The sequence below is a fragment of the Streptomyces venezuelae genome (assembly GCF_008642295.1).
Classification (GTDB): domain Bacteria; phylum Actinomycetota; class Actinomycetes; order Streptomycetales; family Streptomycetaceae; genus Streptomyces; species Streptomyces venezuelae_C.
In genome coordinates this window covers 198,966-219,030 of record NZ_CP029190.1, presented here as the reverse complement: position 1 = coordinate 219,030, position 20,065 = coordinate 198,966, and the positions used below count along the sequence as shown (strand labels likewise).

Here is a 20,065-nt window from a genome sequence, read left to right as displayed (position 1 = left end):
TGCACCTAAGGTGTCCCCATGCCCAGCGTCCTGGTCGTGGAAGACGACCCCAGCATCCGCCAGTCCCTGATCGAGGTCCTGGCGGAGCACGGGTATGCCGTACGCAGTGCCGCCGACGGGTTCGGCGGCCTGCGCGAGGTCACCCAGACACCCCTCGACGCGGTGGTCCTCGACCTGGGACTGCCCGACCTGGACGGCGCGGACGCCCTGCGCATGATCCGCGGCATCTCCTCGGTCCCCGTCCTGGTGGCCACCGCCCGCGACGACGAGACCGAAATCATCAAGCTCCTCAACGCGGGAGCCGACGACTACCTGGTCAAACCGTTCTCGGGGGGACAGCTCATCGCCCGCCTCGCCGCCGTCCTGCGGCGCACCAGCCATGTGTCCGCCGTCCCCGCCGCCGGCGGTGGTGCCCGGCCGGCACCCTCCGCCGAACCGCTGCGCCCCACCACCGTCGGCGAGCTGGCGGTCGACCCGGGTGCGCGTACCGCACACCTGGCGGGGCGCGAGCTGCACCTCACCCGCCGCGAGTTCGACCTCCTGGCCTTCCTCGCCCACCACACCGGCCAGGTCGTCTCCAAGCGCCGCCTGCTGACCGAGGTCTGGCGCGAACCCTACGTGGACGACCAGACCGTCGACGTGCACCTGTCCTCCCTCCGCCGCAAGCTCGGCGAACGCGCCGCGGCCCCCCGCTATCTGCTCACCGTCCGCGGCGTCGGCATCAAACTGGTGGCACCGCGTTGAGACGTTCCCTGGCCGGAGTGGCGCTCGCCGTGACCTCCATGGTCGCCCTCTCCTTCCTCATACCGCTGGCCGCCCTGGTGATGTCGCTCGTCAAGGAGCAGAGCGTCACCGCGGCCGAACAGCGCGCCGCCGCCCTCGCGCCCGTCCTCACCCTGACCACGGACCCGGCCGCCCTGCGGGAGTCCGTGGCCGGCCTGGACGCCGCCGAACGCCTGGTCGTCCACCTGCCGGACGCCCGCGTCCTCGGCACCTCCCACGCCCCCGCGGAACTGCTCGAACGGGCCCAGAACGGACGCGAGTCCATCTCCCGGGAGATCCCGGCCGGCTGGATCTGCCTCCAGCCGGTCGTGCTCCCCGGCGACCGGGTCGCCGTCATCGAGAACTTCGTCCCCGAGGAGGAACTGACCCGCGGGGTCAAGGAGTCCTGGGCGGTCATGCTCTTCCTCGCCGTGGGACTGATCGGCGGCTCCGTGCTGGTCGCCGACCGGCTCGGCGCAAAGGTCGTCCGGTCCTCCAAGAAACTCGCACAGGCCTCGCGGGCCCTGGGGGAGGGCGATCTGGACACCCGAGTGGACCCCATGGGCCCGAGGGAACTGCGCGACGCGGGCGTGGCCTTCAACGCGATGGCCCACCGGATGACCGAACTGCTCGCCGTCGAACGGGAACTCGTCGCGGACCTGTCCCACCGGCTCCGCACCCCGCTGACCGCGCTGCACCTGGCCTCGGAGCGGATGGCCGGAACACCGGAATCGGCCAGGCTCGAGGCCGCGGTCGGCGCCCTGGAGACGGAACTCCACGCCATCATCACCGCGGCGCGCACCCCGCTCGCCGTGGGCCCCATGGGCCAGGGCATGCTCGGTACGGAACCGGGCCCGGAACCGGGTACGAAACAGCGGCCGGAACCCGGCTACCGGCCCGCCGGCCGCCCCGCAGCAAGCGCCTCCGGACCCCGCTGCGAGGCAGCCGAGGTCGTCCGCCGCCGCACCGCGTTCTGGGCGGTCCTGGCGGAGCAGCAGAACCGGGCCTGCTCCCTCGCCCTCACCCAGGAGCCCACGGCCGTCGGCCTCTCCGAGGACGACATCGCCGCCGTGGTGGACGCGCTCATCGGCAATGTCTTCCGGCACACCCCGTCGGGGACCCCGCTCGGCGTCCATGTCGTACGGACGGCCCAGGCGGTGGAACTGGTCGTGGAGGACGGCGGGCCGGGCATCCCCGACCCGGACCGGGCCCTGTCCCGCGGCAGCAGCACGGGCTCCACGGGCCTCGGGCTCGACATCGCCCAACGGGCCGCAGCCGCCACCGGCGGCTCGATGCACATCACCCGCAGCCGCCTCGGCGGCGCGCAGATCACCGTGACCTTCGCACTGGCCCCGGCATCCCGGGCCGGGCGCAGACTGCGCACCTCCCGACGGCGGACCGGCCGGCTCCGCAGACGGTGACGGTAACGGTGACGGGTGTGGTGGATTCGGCGAGAGACCGTCACCAAGCTGTGAAGCTCCCGCGGGACGCTGGTACCCAGCCCGTCCTCGACCGGGGGGAGCACCCCATGAGCACCGTACGCAGAGCCGCTGTCGCCCTCGCCGCCGTGTCCGCCCTGACCCTCACCGCCTGCGGGCCCACCGAGGACGATGCACCGGGCGGCCCCGGAGCCCCGGCCGCGACCCCGACGGGGTCCGCAGCCCCGGCCAAGTCCGCAACCCCGACCAAGCCCGCAACCCCGGCCAAGTCCGCAACCCCGACCAAGCCCGCAACCCCGACCAAGTCCGCGACCCCGGCGAAGCCCGCAGCGCCGACCAAGTCCGCGAAGCCGTCCGACCACGACGTCTTCCCGTGCAGCACCCACGACGTGAAGTTCACCGCGACCCTGGCGGAAGCCACGACCGGCAGCTATCTCCTGAAGATCACCAACAAGGGGTCCAAGGCGTGCCGGGCGCTGGGCCATCCGGTCGTGACCTTCGGAGAGCTGGACGGACAGGCCACGGAACGCGGCGCGGCTCCCGGTATCGAGGACGCGCTCAGGCTCGCCCCGGGCGAGTCGGCCTACGCCGGGCTCATGGGCGGCGGCAACGACGGCACCGGGAGGACCGTCGACTCGATCGCGATGACCATGAACACCGAGTCCGATCTGGCACAGACACCGCTCAAGGCACCGACCCCCGGCCTGTACGTCGCATCCGACCGGAACTCCGTGACCGCGTGGGTCGGCACCGCGGAGGACGCACTCAGCCTGTGACGCCCACGCCCACCCCCGGCCCGGAGGTCAGCGACCGCTGCGGTGGTCGTAGACGCTGAGGGACAGGGCCTTCATCGCGGCGTGGGCGCGTTCGGCGTCCACGCCCTGGTCGACGGCCTCCAGCGCGGCGGCGGCCGACACCCGCACCGCGAGCGGCAGGCCGTCGTAGGCGGCGACCCGGTAGGCGATGGTGCGGCGGGCCTCGCGTTCCTCCTCGGACACGCCGGCCGGGGTGAGCGGGAACACAGCGGCCTGGTAGGTGGCGATGCTCACCAGCACCGCGTCGGCGATCCCCTCCGCATACCCGTCGGCCCGGGCGGCGACCTCGTGCCCGGGCCGGAAGAAGGCCGCCACCTGGCGGCGGGAGAGGAACGCGCCGAGCCCCGCGCCCAGGCCGGCCGCGGCCCCGGCGGCCAGGGCCGTCGTCCGGCCGCCCAGCAGAAACCCGAAACACGCCCCGCCGACCGCCCCGCACACCACCAGCACAAAGGTGATCAGCAGGTGCATCCGGGCGGCGATCGAGGAGGTCATGCCCAGCAGTATGCCCGCCCCCGCGGGGCCGGGCGGCCGGGCGTCAGCCGAAGTCCCAGGCCTCGATGTCGCGGTAGTGGATCGGTCCCGGGCCACGGCCGATGTTGCTGCCGACCAGGTGCAGGCGTTCGGCCTGCCAGCGGCGGCCGGTGAACGCGGTGAGCCCGGCGGCAGCCTCCACCGCGTAGGCCGGCTGGTTCCGGCGGGCGCGGGCCAGCGTCAGATGGGGGCGCAGCGGACGCTCCGGAAAGCTCACACCGCACTCCTTGACCAGGGCGCGCACCTCGGCGGCGAGCAGGTGCAGCCCTTCGAGGTCCCCGTCGATCCCGGTCCACAGCACCCGCTCGTCGAAGTGCCCGCCGCCGCTCAGTGCCAGGTCCAGGGGCCGGCGCCGGGCCGCGAGGTCCGCGAGCGGCGGACGCAGCAGGGGAACGGCCGTGACCGGCAGCTCCCCGAGGAAGGCCAGGGTGATGTGCCAGTCCTCGATCCGGTTCCACCGCATGCGCGGGTACGCGTCGTAGGCGGGCTGCAGCGCCTGCGCCAGCTCCTCCTTCGCGTCGTCGGGCGGGGCGAGGGCGATGAATATCCGTACGGTCGCGGGGTGGGGGTGTGCGGGGGCGGGTGCGTTCACAGGGCTCTTCGTACCGTGTCCGGGCAGCTGACGTCATCTTTCGGGCCGGCCGGTGAGCGGCCGGATCGCTCAGTGGACGGAGAAGCCGCCGTCCACGAAGACCGACTGCCCGGTGACATAGCCGGAGGCGCGGCTCGCCAGGAACACCGCCGCTCCGGCGAAGTCCTCGGCCAGGCCGTTGCGCCCGACCATGGTGCGGGCGGCCAGCGCCGCCACCTTCTCCGGGTCGGAGGACAGCCGCGCATTGAGCGGGGTCATCACAAAGCCCGGCACCAGCGTGTTGCAGGTGACGCCGTACGGCGACCACGCCTCGGCCTGGGAGCGGGCCAGCGACTCGAGCGCCCCCTTGGAGACCCCGTAGGCACCGCTCTGGACGAACGCCCGGTGGGCCTGCTGGGAGGTGATGTGGATGATCCGGCCGAAGCCCCGCTCGGCCATGCCGGGACCGAACCGCCGGCCGAGCAGATGAGGTGCGTCCAGGTTCACCGCCATCGTGGTGTCCCACACCTCCTCGTCCAGCTCGCCCATCGGAGGCCGCAGGTTGATCCCGGCGCAGTTGACGAGGATGTCGGGCTCGCCGAACACCCCGGCCGCCTGCTCCGCAGCCGTACGCACTCCGTCCCGGGTGCTCAGATCGCCGCTCACCCAGGCCGCCCGGCAGCCGTCCGCCGTCAGCTCGTCCACGGTGGCGGCCAGCTCCGGCTCCTTGCGGGCCACGATCACCACGCTCGCCCCGGCGCGGGCGAGAGCCCCGGCGATGGCCCGGCCGATGCCGGAACTGCCGCCCGTCACCAAGGCGACCCGGCCGTCCAGCGAGAACAGTCCGGAGAGATAGCTGTTCGAGATCATGCCTGCACCCTAGGGTGCCCGGCTTTTCAGAAATCGGGCAGGGCGTCGGCGACGCGGTCCCACAGGGAGCGGGTGCGGGTGGCGCCGAAGCCGCTCTCGTGCGTCCACACGTGCGTGCACCCCGGGCACTGGAGGTGGAGCAGGCTGCCGGTGTTGGTGAGCAGATAGCGCCAGTGGACGGAACAGCTGCGCCGCTGCTCGCAGGGTTCGCAGCCGCGCGCGTCCTGGCACTGCGGGCAGGCCACCCAGGCACGCCGCCCGGGGTCGGCCTGCGGGTCAAGAGGCAGCACGGCCGTCTCCCCGCGCGGGCAGCACACCGGCCGAGACCAGCTCGTCGTAGAGCCGCTGCTGCTCCGCATCGAGTCCGGAGTACAGCAGGTCGTACGCGGCCTCCTCGCCGAGCAGCACCTCGACCGGATCCCAGTCCGGGCCGAGGGCCTCCATCACCTGGGCGCGCCGGAGCACCTCCTGCGAGGTGAGGTCGACGTCGAAGTCGACCAGCGCGGGCGTTCCGCCGGTGGGGAGGTCGGAGGGAACGGGGTCGTGGGGGGCCATGACACCGAACTTAGGTAACCCTTTCTTCCCGGGTCAAGGGAGGGTGGGCGGAGTCACAGCCCGCAGGCTCGGCCTGCCGCGCGTACCGGTGGCATGCCACAACTTCCGGCCACGAGTTCTGGCGGATGTACCCCTTCCGGGCGTGGACATGCTCATTGAGGATCATCTGGCGTCCGGAAGTGCACCATCCGCTTCGTCGTCCCCCCACCCGATGAGGACCCATGCTCGCTCCCACCCGGCGGAATCCATCCCGTATGGCGGACGGAGGAGCGCTGGTCCCTTGAGATTCAGGCTCAATCGCCCGGCACGTCCCACGTTCGCCCCCACACCGCCGCCCGCTCCGGAAGGGTCGCCCCCCACCCCCACCGGAACCGCCCGTGAGCCACAGCCGCAGCAGCAGCCGGAGACCGCCGCAGCGCCGCTCTCGGACCACGAAATCGCCCTGATCAGGGCCTCCGTATCCGTGGTCGAACCGCTGGCGGCGGATATGACGGTCTACTTCTACGCCATCCTGTTCGCCCGCTACCCCGAAGTCCGCCCGATGTTCCCCCCGGGCATGGACACCCAGCGCGGCCGGCTGCTGCGCGCGCTGCTCCGCATCGTCGACCTGGTCGACGACCCCGGACACCTGGTCCGGTTCTGCGAACACCTCGGCCGCGACCACCGCAAGTTCGGCACCCTCGCCGCGCACTTCCCGGCCGTCGGCGAGTGCCTGCTCGCCTCCCTGGCCCGGTACGCCGGCCCCGCCTGGACCGAGGACATCGCCGCCGCCTGGACCAAGGCGTACGGCGTGGTGGCCCAGGTCATGATCGGCGCGGCCGAGGAGGACGAGCGGGTGCGCCCCGCGGTCTGGCCCGCCACGGTCGTCCACCGGGTCTCGCGCGGACACGGCATCGCCGAGATCACCGTACGTCCCCACCTCCCGTACGAGTACTCCGCCGGCCAGTACGTCAGCCTCGAGACCCCGTGGTTCCCCAAGCAGTGGCGCTACTACTCCGCAGCGAACGCGCCCCGCGCGGACGGCACCCTCACCTTCCACGTCCGAGCGGTGGCCGACGGGGCGGTCAGCGGGGCCCTGGTGCACCGGGCGGTGGTCGGCGACGTCCTCCGGCTCGGGGCCCCGATGGGGGACATGGTGCTGGACACCGCCGTCCACAGCGATCTGCTCTGTGTGGCCGGCGGCACCGGCCTCGCCCCGATCCGCGCCCTGATCGAGGACGTCGCGCAGCGCGGCGGACACCACCAGGTGGATCTCTTCCTCGGCGCCCGCACCGGTGCCGAGCTGTACGGGGTCAACGACATGCTGCGGATGGCCCAGCGCCACCACTGGCTGACGATCCGGGGCGCCGTCTCCGACGAGCACATCCCCGGAATCCGCGGCTCCCTGCCGGAGGTCCTGGCCGAATACGGGCCGTGGCACCAGCACGACGTCTTCCTCAGCGGTCCGGCCGCCATGGTCGTCTCCGCCGGCGAGCGGCTCACCCTGGGCGGCACCCTGCCCGAACACATCCACCACGACCCGTTCGAGACCCCCGTCCTTTCCACTCCCTGACCCGCTCCGCCCCGCCCCGCCAGGAGAAACCCTCGTGACCTACCCCCGACCGTCCTTCGGATCAGCGGGTGAGCACCACCTGCAACGGCAACTGGGCACCACCGACCGCGCCGCCCGCTTCTACGACCGGCAGGTGCACCCCCGTCTCACCCCCGAGATGCGGGAGTTCGTCGGCCGCCAGGCCATGGTCTTCCTTGCCACCGCCGACTCGCACGGGGAATGCGACGCCAGCTTCCGGTCCGGTCCGCCCGGCTTCGTCCAGGTGATCGACGACCGGACCCTCACCTACCCGGAGTTCCGCGGGAACGGCGTGCTCGCCAGCGCGGGCAACATGGCCGAGAACCCTCATCTGGGCATGCTCTTCGTGGACTTCACCCACCACCACGTGGGGCTGCACATCAACGGCGTGGCCCGCCTCTACCGCGATGAGGACATCCGCCGCATGCACCCGGGCCTGCCCGTGGACACCGCCCCCGGCCGCAGCCCGGAGCTGTGGGTCCACCTCACCGTGGAGGAGGCGTACATCCACTGCTCCAAGTACATCCCCCACCTGGTGCCGGCCCCCCGCCAGGGCGGCCACGACCCGTCCCGCCCGAAGGACGCGGACTACTTCACCCCGTCATCGGGCCGGTGACTGGCCGACCCGGGCGGCGATGGCCCGCGCACAGGCCAGGGACTCGGTGTGCGTGGTGTCCACCTCCAGGTCGTAGACCACCCCGGTGTGCACCGCATCCGCCTGCAACGCGGCCATTCCCGGGACCCGGTCTCCCCGTGCGAGCTCCCGGCCCGCGGCAACCGTGCTCTCACACCTGACCCCGACCCACAGCACGGGCAGGTCACCGAGGGCCCGCTGCCACCGCTGCTGGGAGGCGGCTCCGCCGAGGAAGACGTCGTCGATGACGACCCGCGCACCGGCCCGGGCCATCGCGACGACGCCTTCCGTCCAGGCCGCCTCCAGCGCCCGGAACTCCGCCCCGACGTTCACCCCGCCGTCCGCGGCGACCGTGATCCCCTCGTCCGAGGCCTGCATCCGCGCGGGCATGGCGTCGACGAACGAGTCGCACCCGAACGCCAGCCACGGATCGATCAGTACGGCCTGCAGACACCGGACGATCCCGGACTTCCCCGAGCTGGAGCCACCGTTGAGAATGATCATCTGAGTCGTCACCGGGCCACCGTACGGCGCCGCCCACACGACACGCAGCGAATATCGGCCGCGTACGGGAGAGGACGGTCCGGCGGTCCGGCGGTCACCAGTACATGAAGGCCGAGTTCCCCGTGCCCCAGGCCGAGTACAGCCGGGCGCGGGCCACATAGCGGCGGCCCTGGAAGAGCTTGACCGTCAGCCGGCCGTTGTCGTTGACACCGCTGTCGTCGACACCGGTCAGGAAGCGCGGCTCACCGTCGACCTCCTCGAAGAGCACCAGCAGGATGTCGGCGTCGCCGAACGTCCGCAGCTCGTAGTTCCGGGTCTCGGCCGGGACGATCTCGAAGTCCTGCTGGCCGCCGGAGGAGAGGTTCAACTCGACGGACTGGAAGGGCTTCAGCCCGCGCGGGGTGGCACCGATCGGCGGGTACCACTTCTGGACGAACTCCTTGTCGTTGGCGGACAGGCGGAGCGGGGAGTCGATTCCCTGCTGGTACTTCTCCGGCTGCAGGATGAGGCCGGCCGGGAAGCCGTACTGCATGATCGAGTCGGGGTCCCAGGTCGAACCCTCGACCTCCTCGGTGGACAGCTTGCGCAGCACGTTGTGGAACGTGGTCTGCCGGGGCCAGTTGTTGGGAGGGCCGCCGAGCTCCTCGAAGACCGCCTCCTCGTCCCACACGATGCCGGCGAACGGGTTCTGGTGCTCGTGGCCGTAGGCGAGCAGGTGGCCGATCTCGTGCCGGGCGGTCGCCTGGCCGTGCGGGCTGGTGAGGTCCCAGCCGAAGTTCATCGTGCGCTCGCGCCGGCTGATGCCGAGGGCGTCCTTGCCGACGTACGACCAGGAGCCGTCGCCTTCCATAAAGCCGATCCGCACCTCGGAGTCGGCAGGGTCCTCGACCTCCACGAACTCCAGCCCGATCCCGAGGCTCTTCCACTCCTCGAAGGCGCTGCGCACCTCATCGAGCTGAATCTTGTTGAAACTGCCACCGCCTTCGCCGGCACCGGCTGCGCCGAGCTCATCGAAGAAGCAGTAGTGCAGTACGGTGCCGTTCAACCACTTTGAGCGGCCCACCAATATGGCCCTGGCCCGGTCGGGACTGAGGTCCGGCCGCAGGACGGGCTTCGTCTGCGGAGGCTGGGCACAGTAGAGGGGTACTCCGTTCGGGGAACCACGGTCTTCAGCCATGACGGTTCTCCCCATCTGGGCTGACACACATTCGGAATCAGGATCAAAGGGACCTGCAGGCAGCGCGGCAGCCACGCGGCAGCAGTCACGCGGCAGGTCGTCACGCGCAGGACATGGGCACGCAGGGATAACACCATCATCCCTCCCCCCGACCACCCCCGCAACTCGCCCGCCGGGCACCGCGCAACGGACTCACCACCGGGACACGCCACCGGGTGCGGGAATCGGCGCCTGCGGGGGCGCGGCAGCCTAGGCTCCCTCCATGGGCGAGAGGGTGTCAGTCGCTGACGAGGTCTTCGACCGGCTGGACGCGGACGGCGATGGGATGCTGGTCGCGGACGACTACCGGACCAATGCGGAACGGCTGCTCCAGTCGTACGGCATGGGGCCGAGCGCGCCGAAGGGGCGCGCCCTGATCGAGGCCAGCCTCGCGCTGTGGGAGCGGCAGGCCGAACAGGTGGACCGGGACCACGACGGCAGGATCGGCCGCGAGGAGTACCGCGAGTGGTTCGCCTCCCTGACCGCCTCGGCGTCACCGGAGGTACTGGCGGTACTGCACGCACAGTTCAACGTGGCCGACCGGGACGGGGACGGGCTGATGGAGCGCCACGAGTACGCGGTGTGGCGGTCGCTGAGAAGCGTGCAGACCGAGGCCGCCGAGGCCGCGTTCGACCTGGCCGACACGGACGGGGACGGCGTGATCACCTGGGACGACTTCACCGCCGCAGCCCGCAACCACGGACTGGCCGCGCTGCTGTTCGGGCCCTAGGGTGCTGATCGACAGTGCTGGGCTCTGAGAGCATGGTGTGATGGAACGTGTTCGACAGATGGTCAGTTCTGGCTCACCGCTCGAGCCCCACATCGGGTTCTCCCGGGCGGTCCGCAAAGGGAAGCACGTCGCGGTTGCCGGCACCGCGCCCATCGGGGTCGACGGGACGACGGTGGGGCACGGTGACGTCTATGCCCAGACTGTGAGGTGCCTGGATATCGCCGAGGCCGCTCTGGAAGAAGCCGGGGCGTCACTGGAGGATGTCGTGCGAACCCGCATCATGCTCACCGACGTGACGCGATGGAAGGAAGCCGCGCGAGCGCACGGAGAACGCTTCGCATCAGTCCGTCCAGCCTGCACCTTTGTCGAGGTGGCGCGCTTTATTGACGCCGACTGGCTCGTGGAGCTGGAGCTCGACGCCATCCTCGACTGACTCCTGAAGGGGCTGGTCACACCCCCTGGGGGTGGTCGCGGACCGTGAGGGTGAGGGAGCCTTCAGGCTCGGCCCGTACGCGTGCGCCGAAGCCGTGGCTGATGCGGTCCAGGAGTTCGCACAGCCACTGGGTGTCCTCCGGCGCCGCGTGCCGCAGGCGCATCCTGTGGGACTGGAGGGGGACCAGCCGCAGCCCGCGCAGTTCTCCGGTGCCGGGCTCCAGCGTGGGGAACCAGAGCAGCCGCAGGTCGTCCCGGTACAGCTCGAAGCCGGAGATGCCCTCGTAGTCGTCCACCAGATCGCCGCAGCCGTAGGTGATCAGCCGTCCCCGGTACACCTCGACCGGCCGCGGGTGGTGCGAGGAGTGCCCGTGGACCAGGTCCACGCCGCCCTCGACGAGTGCGTGCGCGAACCGGATGTGCTCGTGGGGGACGTGGTAGCCCCAGTTGGAACCCCAGTGGACCGAGGCGATGACGATGTCGCCCGGCTCTTTCACCTGCCGGATCCGGGTGACCACCGCCCCCGCCGCGGCGGCCGAGGCCTCGGCCACGAAGCCGATCCCGCTGCGGTCCGTCGTGGCGGCCCAGTCCGGCGGGATGCCGCTGGACGGCATCCCGAAGGAGAAGACCAGGAGCCGTCCATCGCTGTCGCTGTCGCTGTCGCTGTCGTTGCCGCCGTCGCCGTCGTGGGTGCCGAGTGGGACGACCGCGGGCCGCTCGGCCGCATCGGTATCGCGCCCGGCGCCCGCCGTACGGAATCCCGCGCCGGCCAGGACCTCCAGCGTCTCCTCCAGGCCGGGCCGGCCGTAGTCGAGGACATGGTTGTTCGCCAGCACGCACACATCGGGGCGGGCGGCGGCCAGAGCGGGCAGGTTGGCCGGGTGCATCCGGTAGTGGACCCCCTTGCCGGGGGCGGGCTCGCCGTGCCGGGTGATGCCGGTCTCCAGATTGAGCACCAGGGCATCGGGCGCAGCCTGTTCGAGCACGTCCAGCGCGTCCCCCCACGGCCAGGAGAAGTCCACCGGCCGGGGGATCGGCCCGTTCGCCGCCTCCGCCAGCTCGACGTACGAGCGGGCGTCACGGATGTACGCCTCCGCAAGCGCCGGATCGCCGGGGTGCGGAAGGATCTGGTCGAGGCCACGGCCGAGCATCACATCGCCGGTGAGGCACAACGTGACCGGCTCACCGTGCATACCACCAGGTTAGCCCCGGAAGCCGCCGGGCCCCCGGCGAGCGGACCGGCGCGGGCGTGGTGCCACGGAAATGCCGTGGCCGCGTGTCAGCATCAGCCCGCGGCGTCCCCCGTCCCGGCGCCCGGACCCGCCCCCTTTCCTTCGTCGTGCCGAAAGGTCCGCTTCGCCATGCCCGAAACCATTCCGATCGGCGGGCGGCAGGCCCGCCGTTCCCAAGGCCGCCCGGTGCGTGTCCGGTTCACCGTCCTCCTGGCAGCGCTCCTGCTGGCCACGCCAGGAGCGGCGACCGCGACCGCGACCGCGTCCACGACTGCGGCCGGTGAGCCGCCGGCCGCGCTCAAGGTCCTGACCCGCAACCTGTACCTCGGCGCCGATCTCTCGCCCATCCTCGCCGCCACCGACGGCCCCTCGCTCGTCGCCGCCGTCACGGCGGTGTTCGCCCAGGTCCAGGCCACCGACTTCCCCGAGCGGGCCAAAACCCTGGCCGAGGAGATCGCCGATACCGATCCCCATCTCGTCGGCCTCCAGGAGGTCGAGCTCTGGCGCAGCCAGCGGCCTGGCACGACCAGCGCCACCCACGTGGAGTACGACTTCCTCCGGATCCTGCTCCGCGAGCTGGCCGCCCGGGGCAAGCACTACGCACCCGTGGCGACCGTCATCAACGGTGACCACGTCGCCCCCCGGTCCACGCCCGGCGGCCTCCAGAACATCCGTCTCACCGACCGGGACGTGCTCCTGGCCCGTACCGACCTGCCCGGGAAGTCCTTCTCCGTCGCGAACCCGCAGGAGGGCCGGTACCAGGCCCGCTTGGCCGTCCCCGTCCCCGGCGGGTCCTTCACCCTCCTGCGCGGCTGGGTCGCCGTCGACGCCACCCTGCGCGGGCGCACCACGCGCGTGGTCAGCACGCACCTGGAAGGCGCCGGCCCCGGTATCCAGGTCCAGCAGGGCGGCGAACTGCTCGCGGACCCCCTCAACACGCCGCTGCCCACCGTGCTCCTCGGCGATCTCAACTCCGCCGCCGGTGGCGTCGGTGCCGTGCCGGGCACCAACACGCCCACGTACGCCAACCTCCTGGCCGCCGGCTTCCGGGACGCCTGGACCGCCACCCGCCCCAACCAGCCCGGCTTCACCTTCGGCCAGGCCCCCGGCCTGCGCAATCCCGTCTCCACGCTGAGCCAGCGCATCGACTACGTGCTGTACCGCAACGGCCTGAAGGCCCTGAAGGCCGACCGGGTGGGGGAGGAGAGCACCGACCGCACCCCGTCGGGCCTGTGGCCCTCCGACCACGCGGGCGTCTGGAGCGTGCTCAAGCTCCCCGCGCCGGACCGCGACCGGTAGCGGAGGCCGACACGGCGTCGACCACCAGGGCGAGGAGCCGGCCGGGCTGGTCGGCGTCCTCGCTCCGGGCCGTGGACAGGGCGATCCCCACCACGAGTTGGAGCAGGTCACCGGCGGTCAGGTCGTTGCGCGCGGTGCCGTACCGCTGGGCCCGTACGAGCAGGCCGGTGGCCGCGTCCAGGATCAGCCGGTGGCAGTCGGGGACCGGCGCTCCCGGCGATTCCAGCATCAGAGCGCTGCCCATGCCGTGGTTGGCCCGGGCATGGGCCAGGAAGGCGCGCAGCCACTGCTCCAGGGCCTCGTCGGGGGCCGCCGAGGCGAGCAGCCCGTCCGCCTGCGCGCACAACGTCCCGATCCGGTCCCGCAGTACCGCGGTCAGCAGGTCCGCGCGCTGGGGGAAATGGCGGTACAGGGTCCCGGGGCCGACCCCCGCCCGGCGGGCGATCTCGTTGAGCGACGCCCCGGGGCCGAGCTCGGCGAACACCTCCCGCGCCGTGGCCACCAGACGCTCCCGGTTGAGCCGGGCATCCATGCGCGTCATCGTCGGGTCCGTCCTTCTGTCCTCGGGGGATGGTCAACCGGAGAGGTTCTCCGTAGGGTAGCGGGGAGCGAACCGGAGAACCTCTCCGGAACGATCGCGATCCGAGGAGGAACCACGGATGACAGAGGCAGCGGGGACGCGGAGCGAGCTCGGCCGGGTCGGGATCTGGACCTTCGCCTACGAGGGTCAGCCCGCCGGGCGGGTGCGGGAATCCGCCGCGGAAGTGGAGGACCTGGGGTACGGGGCCATCTGGTACGGAGAGGCGTTCGGCCGGGACACGGTGGGCCAGGCATGGCTGCTGCTGTCGGCGACCCGGCGGATCGCGGTCGCCTCCGGCATCGCCAACATCGCCTTCCGGGACCCGATCGCCACCGCCGGCGCGGCGCGCACCCTCGGCGAGGCGTTCCCCGGGCGCTACGTCCTCGGCCTGGGCGGGCACCGGATCGACGACACGGTGCACGAAGTGGACGGCCATCCGGTGCCCGCCCGCGGCAGGGCATTGAGCACCATGCGCGCCTACCTGGACGCCATGGACACCACCCCCGCCCACGGCCCGTTACCGGACCCGGCCCCGCACCGCGTCCTGGCGGCACTCGGCCCGAAGATGCTCGCCCTGGCCGCCGAACGGACCTGGGGCGCGCACCCCTACTTCGTGCCCGTCGAGCACACCGCACGGGCGCGCCGGATCATGGGGCCGGAGGCGTTCCTCGGGGTCGAACAGGCCGTGGTGCTGGACACCGACCGCGCCCGGGCCCGCGAGGTGGCCACGGCCCATGTCGCCGGGTACCTCGCCATGGCGCCCCACCAGCAGGCCAACGTACGGCGGCTGGGCTACGGCGACGAGGACATCGTCGGCGGCCCCAGCCGCCGGCTGGTGGACGCGATCGTGGCGTACGGGGACACGGACGCCATCCGCCGCCGCGTCCGGCAGCACCTCGACGCCGGAGCCGACCACGTGTGCCTCCAGGTACTGACCGCCGACCCGGCCGCGCTGCCGCAGCAGCAGTGGCGCGAGCTCGCCCCCGCGCTGGTGGCCCGCACCTCCGCGGATTCCTGAGCCGGTCACGGCGCCATGGTTCGGTCACGGTGTCATGGCCCGGCCCCCGATGCCCGGGGCGCCGGCGAGTTGCCCCTGCCACCAGGCCGCCATCCCGCGGCCGTCCATCTCCGCCCAGGGCGGGGTCTGTTCGACCTGCGCCCGGCCGAGCCTGCGGGCCAGCGCGACCAGCTCCCGCCCGGCCGGGCCCCGGGCATCCTCGTAGCCGAGCACCAGTTCCTCGAACGAGTCGCAGCGCCGCCAGCCCTCGGCGAAGGCGGTGGCGTCCTGGAGGGCCTTGGCCGCGCCACTGGTGTTGTGCGGCCGTACGACACTGGCCGCGTCCCCGGCGAGCAGCAGCCGGCCCGCGGCCGTGGGCGCGCTCTCCAGGTCGTAGATGGGCTGGACGAAGGTGTCCGCGGGGTCCGTCAGCGCGAGGGCCCGCCCCCAGTACGCCGGGAACTCGCGGTCCAGCAACCCGCTCAGATGCGCCGCCAGCCCAGGGGTCAGACCACCCGGCGGGAAGCTCGTCGGATCATCGAAGCGCAGCTGCCCGTCCTGCGGCGGCGGGGCGTAGAGCACCCAGTTCACCCGCGGCCCCTCCGGCCCCGGGATGCGGTAGATCACGCAGGTGCCGCCGGGGAAGCAGACCGTGGTCACCGCATCGGGCACCGGGTCCACCCCACCGTCGAGTTCCGCCAGCCGGGCCGCGTCGAAGTTCCCGCGCCAGCACACGTAGCCGGCGTAATGCGGCCGGGACTCCGGACAGACCGCCGCCCGGACCACCGACCGGTACCCGTCCGCCCCGATGACCAGGTCGTACCGCTCGACGGAGCCGTCCGCGAGCCGCACCTCGGCACCCGCGGCCCCGGCCCCGCTCCCGGTCACGCCCGCCACCGTCTCACCCTGCCGGTACACCACCGAGCCCGGAACCGACTCCCGCAGCCCGCGCCAGAGCAGGCCCCAGTGGTAGGAATGGAACGGGAACGGCTGCTCCCAGATGACCCGGCCGCCCTCCGTGGCCCGGTCCCGCACCACCCAGCGGCGCCGGTCCAGCCGGTGCGCCGCGATCCCCCCGGGCAGCGCCCCGCTCGCCGCGAGCTCGACGGCCCGGTCGTTGTGGATGCACAGGCCCACCCCGCGGTCCTCGAGCCGCCCCCGGGTCCGTTCCAGTACGACGACCTCGCCGGCGCCCGCCTGCGCCACCGCCGTGGCGAAGGCACAGCCCGCGATGCTCCCGCCGACCACCGCGACCGTTCCACCCCGCATGTCCGCCTCCGCCCTGGCCACGTCCTCGCGATGTCCCGCTTCCGGTGACTCAGCGTCCCGGCAGGGTCACGCTACCGAACCGGTGCGTCGGCCGGGCGGTGGCGGAGGAGGACGTCGGCCGGTCAGGGCTCCCGGCCCATGACGCGACGGGCCGCCTCGGCCTCCGCCGCGGGCGGGGACAGTTCGTCCAGGGTGTCGAGCTCGTCGTCCGACTCCAGCTCTTCCTCCCAGGCTGCCGCGAGCCGCTCCTGCTCCTCGCGCGGCCGTCCCTGGACCGCCTCCCGCTGCTGCGGTTCCAGAGCCGCCAGGAAACGTCCGACCGGATCCGTCGGCATGCTGCACTCCTCGGTGCCGTAGGGGAGGGGCGGCAGCAACCACGGGGCTGCCGCCCGGATCAGCATGGCGAACCCGGACCCGCACGGGCCGCCCGACACGGCCTGCTGCCACCCGAATGCCGGGGGGCTACTGCGCCCGCCTGCCGGCGGTGAACGCTCCGGTCGCGGGGGCCACACACTTGTCGACGACGGTCTCCTCGCCGGCCGCCGAGCCGTCCAGGCAGAGCCGGCCGCCGTTGCTGCGCAGGTCGAGCAGGAACCGGGTGCTCGCGCCGGACTGCTTGAGCTCGTGGATGCGTTCGTCGATGTAGCCGAGGTCGTTCAGGATCTTCCTGACCTTGGCGGGGGTGGGATCGGCGAGATTCCAGAGCGCCTGGGCGATCCGCTCTTCGTGGCGGGCACTCGCGCACCAGTCGCGAGCGCCCAACTCCGCCTCCGGGCCGAGGGGGGCGAGAGGCGCCTCGAGAGCCTCGGTCGCGGGATCGTCGGTCGGCAGATTCTCGGCCAACGGGGTGTTCGTGGTGGGGCAGGACTGCGCCATCGTGTTCAACATCGTGATGAAAGCGTCCTGTTGACCGGATGCGGTAGCCGCCGTCGGCTCGGTGTGCCGGGCGCCGACGGCATCGGCGGGCCTGCCCGGCGTGGCGGCGGCACCCGTCTTCTCGGTGCCGCAGGCGGCGAGGGTCACAACGGCGAGGGCCGTGACCGCGAGGGCAAGCACCGGGCGGCGCCCGGAGCGGCTGACCGGGCCGGCAACTGCGTTGGTGAGAACAGGGATTCGCGTCATGCGCACAGCTTCCGGCCGCACCCTTCCGCCACACATGAGTACGCGTACTCAACAAGATCAGGTGCAGCGACGCAGCTCGGCCGCAGCCGTCAGCGCCGCCACGAAGGCGGCGGTCCCGGGGTGCGGCCGGCGACGGCGCGGGACGGCCACCCCGATGTGCCGGACCGGGCGCGGCGGTTCGACATCCACCACGGCGAGCCCGGGGGCCGGGTCCAGCGAGACCTTCGGCACCAGGGACACCCCCACCCCGGCCGCGACCAGGGACTGGGCGAAGAAGTAGTCCGTGGTGGAGGCCGCGACCTGGAGGCCGAAACCCGCCCGCTCCGCATGGCGTCGCAGGTACGCCTCCGTTTTCAGGCAGCCCAGTACCCAGCGGTCCGGGGCGAGTTCCCCCAGCCCGACGGCGGCACGCCCGGCCAGGCGGTGGCCGCGGGGCAGTACGACCGACAGCGGATCGTCCATCAGCGGGGTCCAGTCGATGCCCGGCCGCTCGCCCGGCCGGACGGGCAGCGGCCCGTCGAAGTGGTAGGTCAGCGCCAGATCCGCCTCGCCACGCCGGACCATCGGCAGCGCCGTCTCCGGTTCGCTCTCCCGTACGGTCAGCTCCACCTCGGGATGGGCGGCCACGAACCGGTCCAGGGCCTCGGGGAGCAGGAAGCGGCCACCGCTGGTGAAGGTGGCGACCGTCAGCCGGGGCCGCCCGGCATCCAGCCGGTCGATCTCGTGGCGTACGTGGTCCAGTTCGGCCGAGATGGCCTCGGCGGCCTCCACCAGCAGCCGGCCGGGTTCGGTCAGGGTCACCCCACGGGTGCTGCGCACCGCCACCGGCCGGCCCAGGGAGCGCTCCAGGACGGCGATGTGCTGGGAGACGGCCGAGGGGGTGAGCAGGAGCGCGGCAGCGGCCCGGTTGAAGCTGCCGTGTTCCGCGACGGCCCGCAGGATGCGCAACCGCTGCACATCGATCATCAGTTTTCCTTCATACCCGTTCAGCAGGTGACCAGTTCTACCGATGACCGTACCGCGGCAGAGTCGGGGCATGCGAAACGTATGCGTGATCGGCGGAAGCCGGTACTTCGGCAGGCACCTGGTGGAACTGCTCCGCGGGGCGGGCGTCGGGGTCACGGTGGTCAACCGCGGCTCGGCACCCGCCCCGGACGGGGTGACCCACCTGGTCGCCGACCGGGACGACGAGCGGCAGCTGCGCACCGCGCTGGGCTCCCGGACCTTCGACGCGGTCATCGACCAGGTCTGCTATACCCCCGGGCAGGCCGCCGTCGCCCGTGCGGTCTTCGCCGGCCGGACCGGCCGCTATGTGATGACCTCGACCACGGAGGTGTACGACCCGGCGACCTTCCCGGCCGGCACCCCGGGGCCGGCTCCCGCCCCGGGTCCGGCCCCCGCCCCCGGCGTCCCGGTCGACGGCGTCCCGGTCGCCGAAGACGCCTTCGTCCCGGCCGGCCGCCCGGCACCGGGCGTCCCGGCCGGAACCGACGAGGCGACGGCATACGCGGAGGGCAAGCGGCAGGCCGAGAGCGTGCTCCTGACCGATCCGGTCTTCCCCACCACCGTCGTGCGCACCGCCCATGTCCTGGGCGGCGGCCGGGCCGAGTTCACCGGACGGCTGGCGCACTACGTCGACCGGATCTCCGCCGGCCGGCCCGTCCTGGCCCACCGCCGGGCGTACCCGACCACCTTTGTCCACCATCGGGAGATCGCCGAGTTCCTCCACTGGACGGCCGGGTCGTCCTTCACCGGGCCGGTCAACGCCTGCTCCCACGGCGCGCTGACCGTCACCGAGCTCGGCGCCCTGGTGGGCGACCGTACCGGGCGCCGGCCCCGCTACCGGCTGGTGGACACCGGACTCCCCGCATCCCCGTTCTCCTACGACCGGCCCTACCCGATGGACAACGGGCGGGCGACCCGCCTCGGCTTCGCCTTCCGCCGGGTGACGGACTGGCTGCCGGAGGCGATCGATGAGCTCCTCGCCGGCCACGGGGGTACCCGATGAGCGCCGAACGCTCCATCGGCACCGTCCGGGTGTCGGCGGTCGGGCTGGGCGCCATGCCGCTGTCCGTGGAGGGCCGCCCCGACCGCGACCGGGCCCTCGCCACCCTGCACGCAGCCCTGGACGCGGGCGTCACCCTCCTCGACACGGCCGACTCCTACCACTGGCACACCGGCGAGACCGGCCACAACGAACTGCTCGTCGCCCGCGCGCTGGCCGGCCGCGGCCCGGACCGCGACTCCGTACTGGTGGCCACCAAGGGCGGGCGCGGCCGGCCCGGCGACGGCTCGTGGACCGTGGACGCCCGCCCGGAGCACCTCAGGCTCGCCTGTGAGGCCTCGCTGCGCAGGCTCGGGACCGAGGCGATCGGCCTGTACCAGCTGCACAAGCCCGACCCGGACGTGCCCTGGGCGGAATCGGTCGGCACCCTCCGCGAGCTGGCCGAGGAGGGGAAGATCCGGGCCGCCGGTATCTCCAACGTCTCCGTCGAACAGCTCGACCAGGCCCGGGAGATTCTCGGCGACCTGCTCGTCTCGGTCCAGAACCGGTACTCTCCGGCCGTCCGCGACAGCGAGCCCCAGCTGCGCCGCTGCGCCGAACTGGGCCTGGCCTTCCTGCCGTGGAGCCCGCTCGGCGGGATCTCGCGCAGCTCCCTGGACGGCCCGTCGGGACCGACCTCCTCCGGCACGGCCTTCCACCGGGTCGCCGCCGAGCACGAGGTGAGCCCCCAACGGGTCTGCCTCGCCTGGCTCCTCTCCCGCGCCCCGGTGGTGATCCCGATCCCCGGCGCCACCCGACCCCGTACGGCCCGGGACTCGGCCGCCGCCCCCGGCCTGACCCTGACCCCCGCCCAACTCGGCCGCTTGGACGCCGCCGTGGCGGCCTGGCCGCCGGATTCCTGAGCCGGTGGGCCCGGTTCCGGGCGATCGCAA

24 protein-coding genes are annotated in these 20,065 nt (G+C 72.7%); 11 read left to right on the top strand and 13 right to left on the bottom strand.

Going from position 1 to position 20,065, the window contains the following annotated elements; translation table 11 throughout:
* The first annotated feature begins 18 nt into the window (after positions 1-18).
* The 3 genes from DEJ50_RS01185 (at position 19) to DEJ50_RS33750 (ending at position 2,977) form a co-directional block, all read left to right on the top strand.
* Entirely contained in the window at positions 19-744 is a 726-nt protein-coding gene (locus tag DEJ50_RS01185; RefSeq protein ID WP_150205548.1) for a response regulator transcription factor, read from the top strand.
* Positions 741-2,183 (top strand): sensor histidine kinase, encoded by a 1,443-nt coding sequence (locus DEJ50_RS01180; protein ID WP_150205547.1) that lies wholly within the window; start codon positions 741-743, stop codon positions 2,181-2,183. Before DEJ50_RS01185 ends, DEJ50_RS01180 begins: the two co-directional genes overlap by 4 nt.
* A gap of 107 nt (positions 2,184-2,290) precedes the next feature.
* Positions 2,291-2,977 (top strand): DUF4232 domain-containing protein, encoded by a 687-nt coding sequence (locus DEJ50_RS33750; RefSeq protein ID WP_190344192.1) that lies wholly within the window; start codon positions 2,291-2,293, stop codon positions 2,975-2,977.
* A gap of 27 nt (positions 2,978-3,004) precedes the next feature.
* Here the strand turns inward: DEJ50_RS33750 and DEJ50_RS01165 are convergent, their stop codons facing one another.
* The 5 genes from DEJ50_RS01165 to DEJ50_RS01145 form a co-directional block, all read right to left on the bottom strand.
* Entirely contained in the window at positions 3,005-3,508 is a 504-nt protein-coding gene (locus DEJ50_RS01165; protein WP_223837509.1) for a hypothetical protein, read from the bottom strand.
* A 43-nt stretch (positions 3,509-3,551) separates the two neighbouring features.
* Entirely contained in the window at positions 3,552-4,139 is a 588-nt protein-coding gene (gene thpR, locus DEJ50_RS01160) for an RNA 2',3'-cyclic phosphodiesterase (protein ID WP_223837508.1), read from the bottom strand.
* A 69-nt stretch (positions 4,140-4,208) separates the two neighbouring features.
* On the bottom strand, positions 4,209-4,988 hold the full coding sequence (locus tag DEJ50_RS01155) for an SDR family NAD(P)-dependent oxidoreductase (RefSeq protein ID WP_150205544.1): 780 nt from the start codon (positions 4,986-4,988) through the stop codon (positions 4,209-4,211).
* A 26-nt stretch (positions 4,989-5,014) separates the two neighbouring features.
* A complete protein-coding gene (locus DEJ50_RS01150; RefSeq protein WP_150205543.1) occupies positions 5,015-5,278 on the bottom strand; it encodes a hypothetical protein in 264 nt (87 codons plus the stop codon).
* Entirely contained in the window at positions 5,265-5,543 is a 279-nt protein-coding gene (locus DEJ50_RS01145) for a DUF6400 family protein (protein WP_150205542.1), read from the bottom strand. Before DEJ50_RS01145 ends, DEJ50_RS01150 begins: the two co-directional genes overlap by 14 nt.
* 280 nt (positions 5,544-5,823) lie before the next feature.
* Here DEJ50_RS01145 and DEJ50_RS01140 point away from each other — a divergent pair, with 280 nt between their 5' ends.
* Positions 5,824-7,095, top strand: a complete 1,272-nt coding sequence (locus tag DEJ50_RS01140) for a globin domain-containing protein (RefSeq protein ID WP_150205541.1) — start codon at positions 5,824-5,826, stop codon at positions 7,093-7,095.
* A 34-nt stretch (positions 7,096-7,129) separates the two neighbouring features.
* A complete protein-coding gene (locus tag DEJ50_RS01135; protein ID WP_150205540.1) occupies positions 7,130-7,729 on the top strand; it encodes a pyridoxamine 5'-phosphate oxidase family protein in 600 nt (199 codons plus the stop codon).
* Here DEJ50_RS01135 and cpt read toward each other — a convergent pair.
* Positions 7,715-8,263 (bottom strand): chloramphenicol phosphotransferase CPT, encoded by a 549-nt coding sequence (gene cpt / locus DEJ50_RS01130; protein WP_223837507.1) that lies wholly within the window; start codon positions 8,261-8,263, stop codon positions 7,715-7,717. The genes DEJ50_RS01135 and cpt overlap by 15 nt on opposite strands.
* Before the next feature lie 82 nt (positions 8,264-8,345).
* Positions 8,346-9,428 (bottom strand): hypothetical protein, encoded by a 1,083-nt coding sequence (locus tag DEJ50_RS01125; RefSeq protein ID WP_150205539.1) that lies wholly within the window; start codon positions 9,426-9,428, stop codon positions 8,346-8,348.
* A gap of 262 nt (positions 9,429-9,690) precedes the next feature.
* On the opposite strand from DEJ50_RS01125, the gene DEJ50_RS01120 reads away from it, so the two are divergent.
* Positions 9,691-10,197 (top strand): EF-hand domain-containing protein, encoded by a 507-nt coding sequence (locus tag DEJ50_RS01120; protein ID WP_150205538.1) that lies wholly within the window; start codon positions 9,691-9,693, stop codon positions 10,195-10,197.
* A gap of 40 nt (positions 10,198-10,237) precedes the next feature.
* Positions 10,238-10,630, top strand: coding sequence for a Rid family hydrolase (locus DEJ50_RS01115; RefSeq protein WP_150205537.1), 393 nt, complete (start codon positions 10,238-10,240; stop codon positions 10,628-10,630).
* Positions 10,631-10,646: 16 nt separating this feature from the next.
* Here DEJ50_RS01115 and DEJ50_RS01110 read toward each other — a convergent pair whose 3' ends face one another.
* On the bottom strand, positions 10,647-11,822 hold the full coding sequence (locus tag DEJ50_RS01110; RefSeq protein ID WP_150205536.1) for a CapA family protein: 1,176 nt from the start codon (positions 11,820-11,822) through the stop codon (positions 10,647-10,649).
* Positions 11,823-11,990: 168 nt separating this feature from the next.
* Here DEJ50_RS01110 and DEJ50_RS01105 point away from each other — a divergent pair, with 168 nt between their 5' ends.
* Positions 11,991-13,160: an endonuclease/exonuclease/phosphatase family protein gene (locus DEJ50_RS01105; RefSeq protein ID WP_150205535.1), complete on the top strand. Its 1,170-nt coding sequence runs from the start codon at positions 11,991-11,993 to the stop codon at positions 13,158-13,160.
* Here DEJ50_RS01105 and DEJ50_RS01100 read toward each other — a convergent pair.
* On the bottom strand, positions 13,129-13,701 hold the full coding sequence (locus DEJ50_RS01100; RefSeq protein ID WP_150205534.1) for a TetR/AcrR family transcriptional regulator: 573 nt from the start codon (positions 13,699-13,701) through the stop codon (positions 13,129-13,131). The genes DEJ50_RS01105 and DEJ50_RS01100 overlap by 32 nt on opposite strands.
* 118 nt (positions 13,702-13,819) lie before the next feature.
* Here DEJ50_RS01100 and DEJ50_RS01095 point away from each other — a divergent pair, with 118 nt between their 5' ends.
* Positions 13,820-14,758 (top strand): TIGR03620 family F420-dependent LLM class oxidoreductase, encoded by a 939-nt coding sequence (locus tag DEJ50_RS01095; RefSeq protein WP_150205533.1) that lies wholly within the window; start codon positions 13,820-13,822, stop codon positions 14,756-14,758.
* Between the two features lie 24 nt (positions 14,759-14,782).
* On the opposite strand, the gene DEJ50_RS01090 is transcribed toward DEJ50_RS01095, so the two are convergent.
* The 4 genes from DEJ50_RS01090 to DEJ50_RS01075 form a co-directional block, all read right to left on the bottom strand.
* Positions 14,783-16,006 (bottom strand): monooxygenase, encoded by a 1,224-nt coding sequence (locus DEJ50_RS01090; RefSeq protein WP_223837505.1) that lies wholly within the window; start codon positions 16,004-16,006, stop codon positions 14,783-14,785.
* A 122-nt stretch (positions 16,007-16,128) separates the two neighbouring features.
* Positions 16,129-16,341: a hypothetical protein gene (locus tag DEJ50_RS01085; RefSeq protein WP_150205532.1), complete on the bottom strand. Its 213-nt coding sequence runs from the start codon at positions 16,339-16,341 to the stop codon at positions 16,129-16,131.
* 127 nt (positions 16,342-16,468) lie between these two features.
* Positions 16,469-17,128, bottom strand: coding sequence for a hypothetical protein (locus tag DEJ50_RS34340; protein WP_223837504.1), 660 nt, complete (start codon positions 17,126-17,128; stop codon positions 16,469-16,471).
* A 57-nt stretch (positions 17,129-17,185) separates the two neighbouring features.
* The gene (locus DEJ50_RS01075) at positions 17,186-18,094 is read right to left on the bottom strand and encodes a LysR family transcriptional regulator (protein WP_150205531.1); all 909 of its coding nucleotides are present in this window, start codon (positions 18,092-18,094) and stop codon (positions 17,186-17,188) included.
* A gap of 70 nt (positions 18,095-18,164) precedes the next feature.
* Between DEJ50_RS01075 and DEJ50_RS01070 the strand changes: the two genes are divergently transcribed.
* Entirely contained in the window at positions 18,165-19,136 is a 972-nt protein-coding gene (locus DEJ50_RS01070; RefSeq protein ID WP_150205530.1) for an NAD-dependent epimerase/dehydratase family protein, read from the top strand.
* Positions 19,133-20,035, top strand: coding sequence for an aldo/keto reductase (locus tag DEJ50_RS01065; protein WP_150205529.1), 903 nt, complete (start codon positions 19,133-19,135; stop codon positions 20,033-20,035). The genes DEJ50_RS01070 and DEJ50_RS01065 overlap by 4 nt, the downstream gene beginning before the upstream one ends.
* Positions 20,036-20,065 lie beyond the last annotated feature (30 nt).

Bases quoted from the DNA above. Each gene is read 5' to 3' on its own strand.
- DEJ50_RS01065 (WP_150205529.1), top strand. From the start codon at position 19,133: ATGAGCGCCGAACGCTCCATCGGCACCGTCCGGGTGTCGGCGGTCGGG.
- DEJ50_RS01070 (WP_150205530.1), top strand. From the start codon at position 18,165: ATGCGAAACGTATGCGTGATCGGCGGAAGCCGGTACTTCGGCAGGCAC.
- DEJ50_RS01110 (WP_150205536.1), bottom strand. From the start codon at position 11,822: ATGCACGGTGAGCCGGTCACGTTGTGCCTCACCGGCGATGTGATGCTC.
- DEJ50_RS01185 (WP_150205548.1), top strand. From the start codon at position 19: ATGCCCAGCGTCCTGGTCGTGGAAGACGACCCCAGCATCCGCCAGTCC.
- DEJ50_RS33750 (WP_190344192.1), top strand. From the start codon at position 2,291: ATGAGCACCGTACGCAGAGCCGCTGTCGCCCTCGCCGCCGTGTCCGCC.
- DEJ50_RS01165 (WP_223837509.1), bottom strand. From the start codon at position 3,508: ATGACCTCCTCGATCGCCGCCCGGATGCACCTGCTGATCACCTTTGTG.
- DEJ50_RS01075 (WP_150205531.1), bottom strand. From the start codon at position 18,094: ATGATCGATGTGCAGCGGTTGCGCATCCTGCGGGCCGTCGCGGAACAC.
- DEJ50_RS34340 (WP_223837504.1), bottom strand. From the start codon at position 17,128: ATGACGCGAATCCCTGTTCTCACCAACGCAGTTGCCGGCCCGGTCAGC.
- DEJ50_RS01155 (WP_150205544.1), bottom strand. From the start codon at position 4,988: ATGATCTCGAACAGCTATCTCTCCGGACTGTTCTCGCTGGACGGCCGG.
- DEJ50_RS01145 (WP_150205542.1), bottom strand. From the start codon at position 5,543: ATGGCCCCCCACGACCCCGTTCCCTCCGACCTCCCCACCGGCGGAACG.
- DEJ50_RS01105 (WP_150205535.1), top strand. From the start codon at position 11,991: ATGCCCGAAACCATTCCGATCGGCGGGCGGCAGGCCCGCCGTTCCCAA.
- DEJ50_RS01085 (WP_150205532.1), bottom strand. From the start codon at position 16,341: ATGCCGACGGATCCGGTCGGACGTTTCCTGGCGGCTCTGGAACCGCAG.
- DEJ50_RS01090 (WP_223837505.1), bottom strand. From the start codon at position 16,006: ATGCGGGGTGGAACGGTCGCGGTGGTCGGCGGGAGCATCGCGGGCTGT.
- DEJ50_RS01100 (WP_150205534.1), bottom strand. From the start codon at position 13,701: ATGACGCGCATGGATGCCCGGCTCAACCGGGAGCGTCTGGTGGCCACG.
- DEJ50_RS01120 (WP_150205538.1), top strand. From the start codon at position 9,691: ATGGGCGAGAGGGTGTCAGTCGCTGACGAGGTCTTCGACCGGCTGGAC.
- DEJ50_RS01115 (WP_150205537.1), top strand. From the start codon at position 10,238: ATGGAACGTGTTCGACAGATGGTCAGTTCTGGCTCACCGCTCGAGCCC.
- DEJ50_RS01095 (WP_150205533.1), top strand. From the start codon at position 13,820: ATGACAGAGGCAGCGGGGACGCGGAGCGAGCTCGGCCGGGTCGGGATC.
- DEJ50_RS01125 (WP_150205539.1), bottom strand. From the start codon at position 9,428: ATGGCTGAAGACCGTGGTTCCCCGAACGGAGTACCCCTCTACTGTGCC.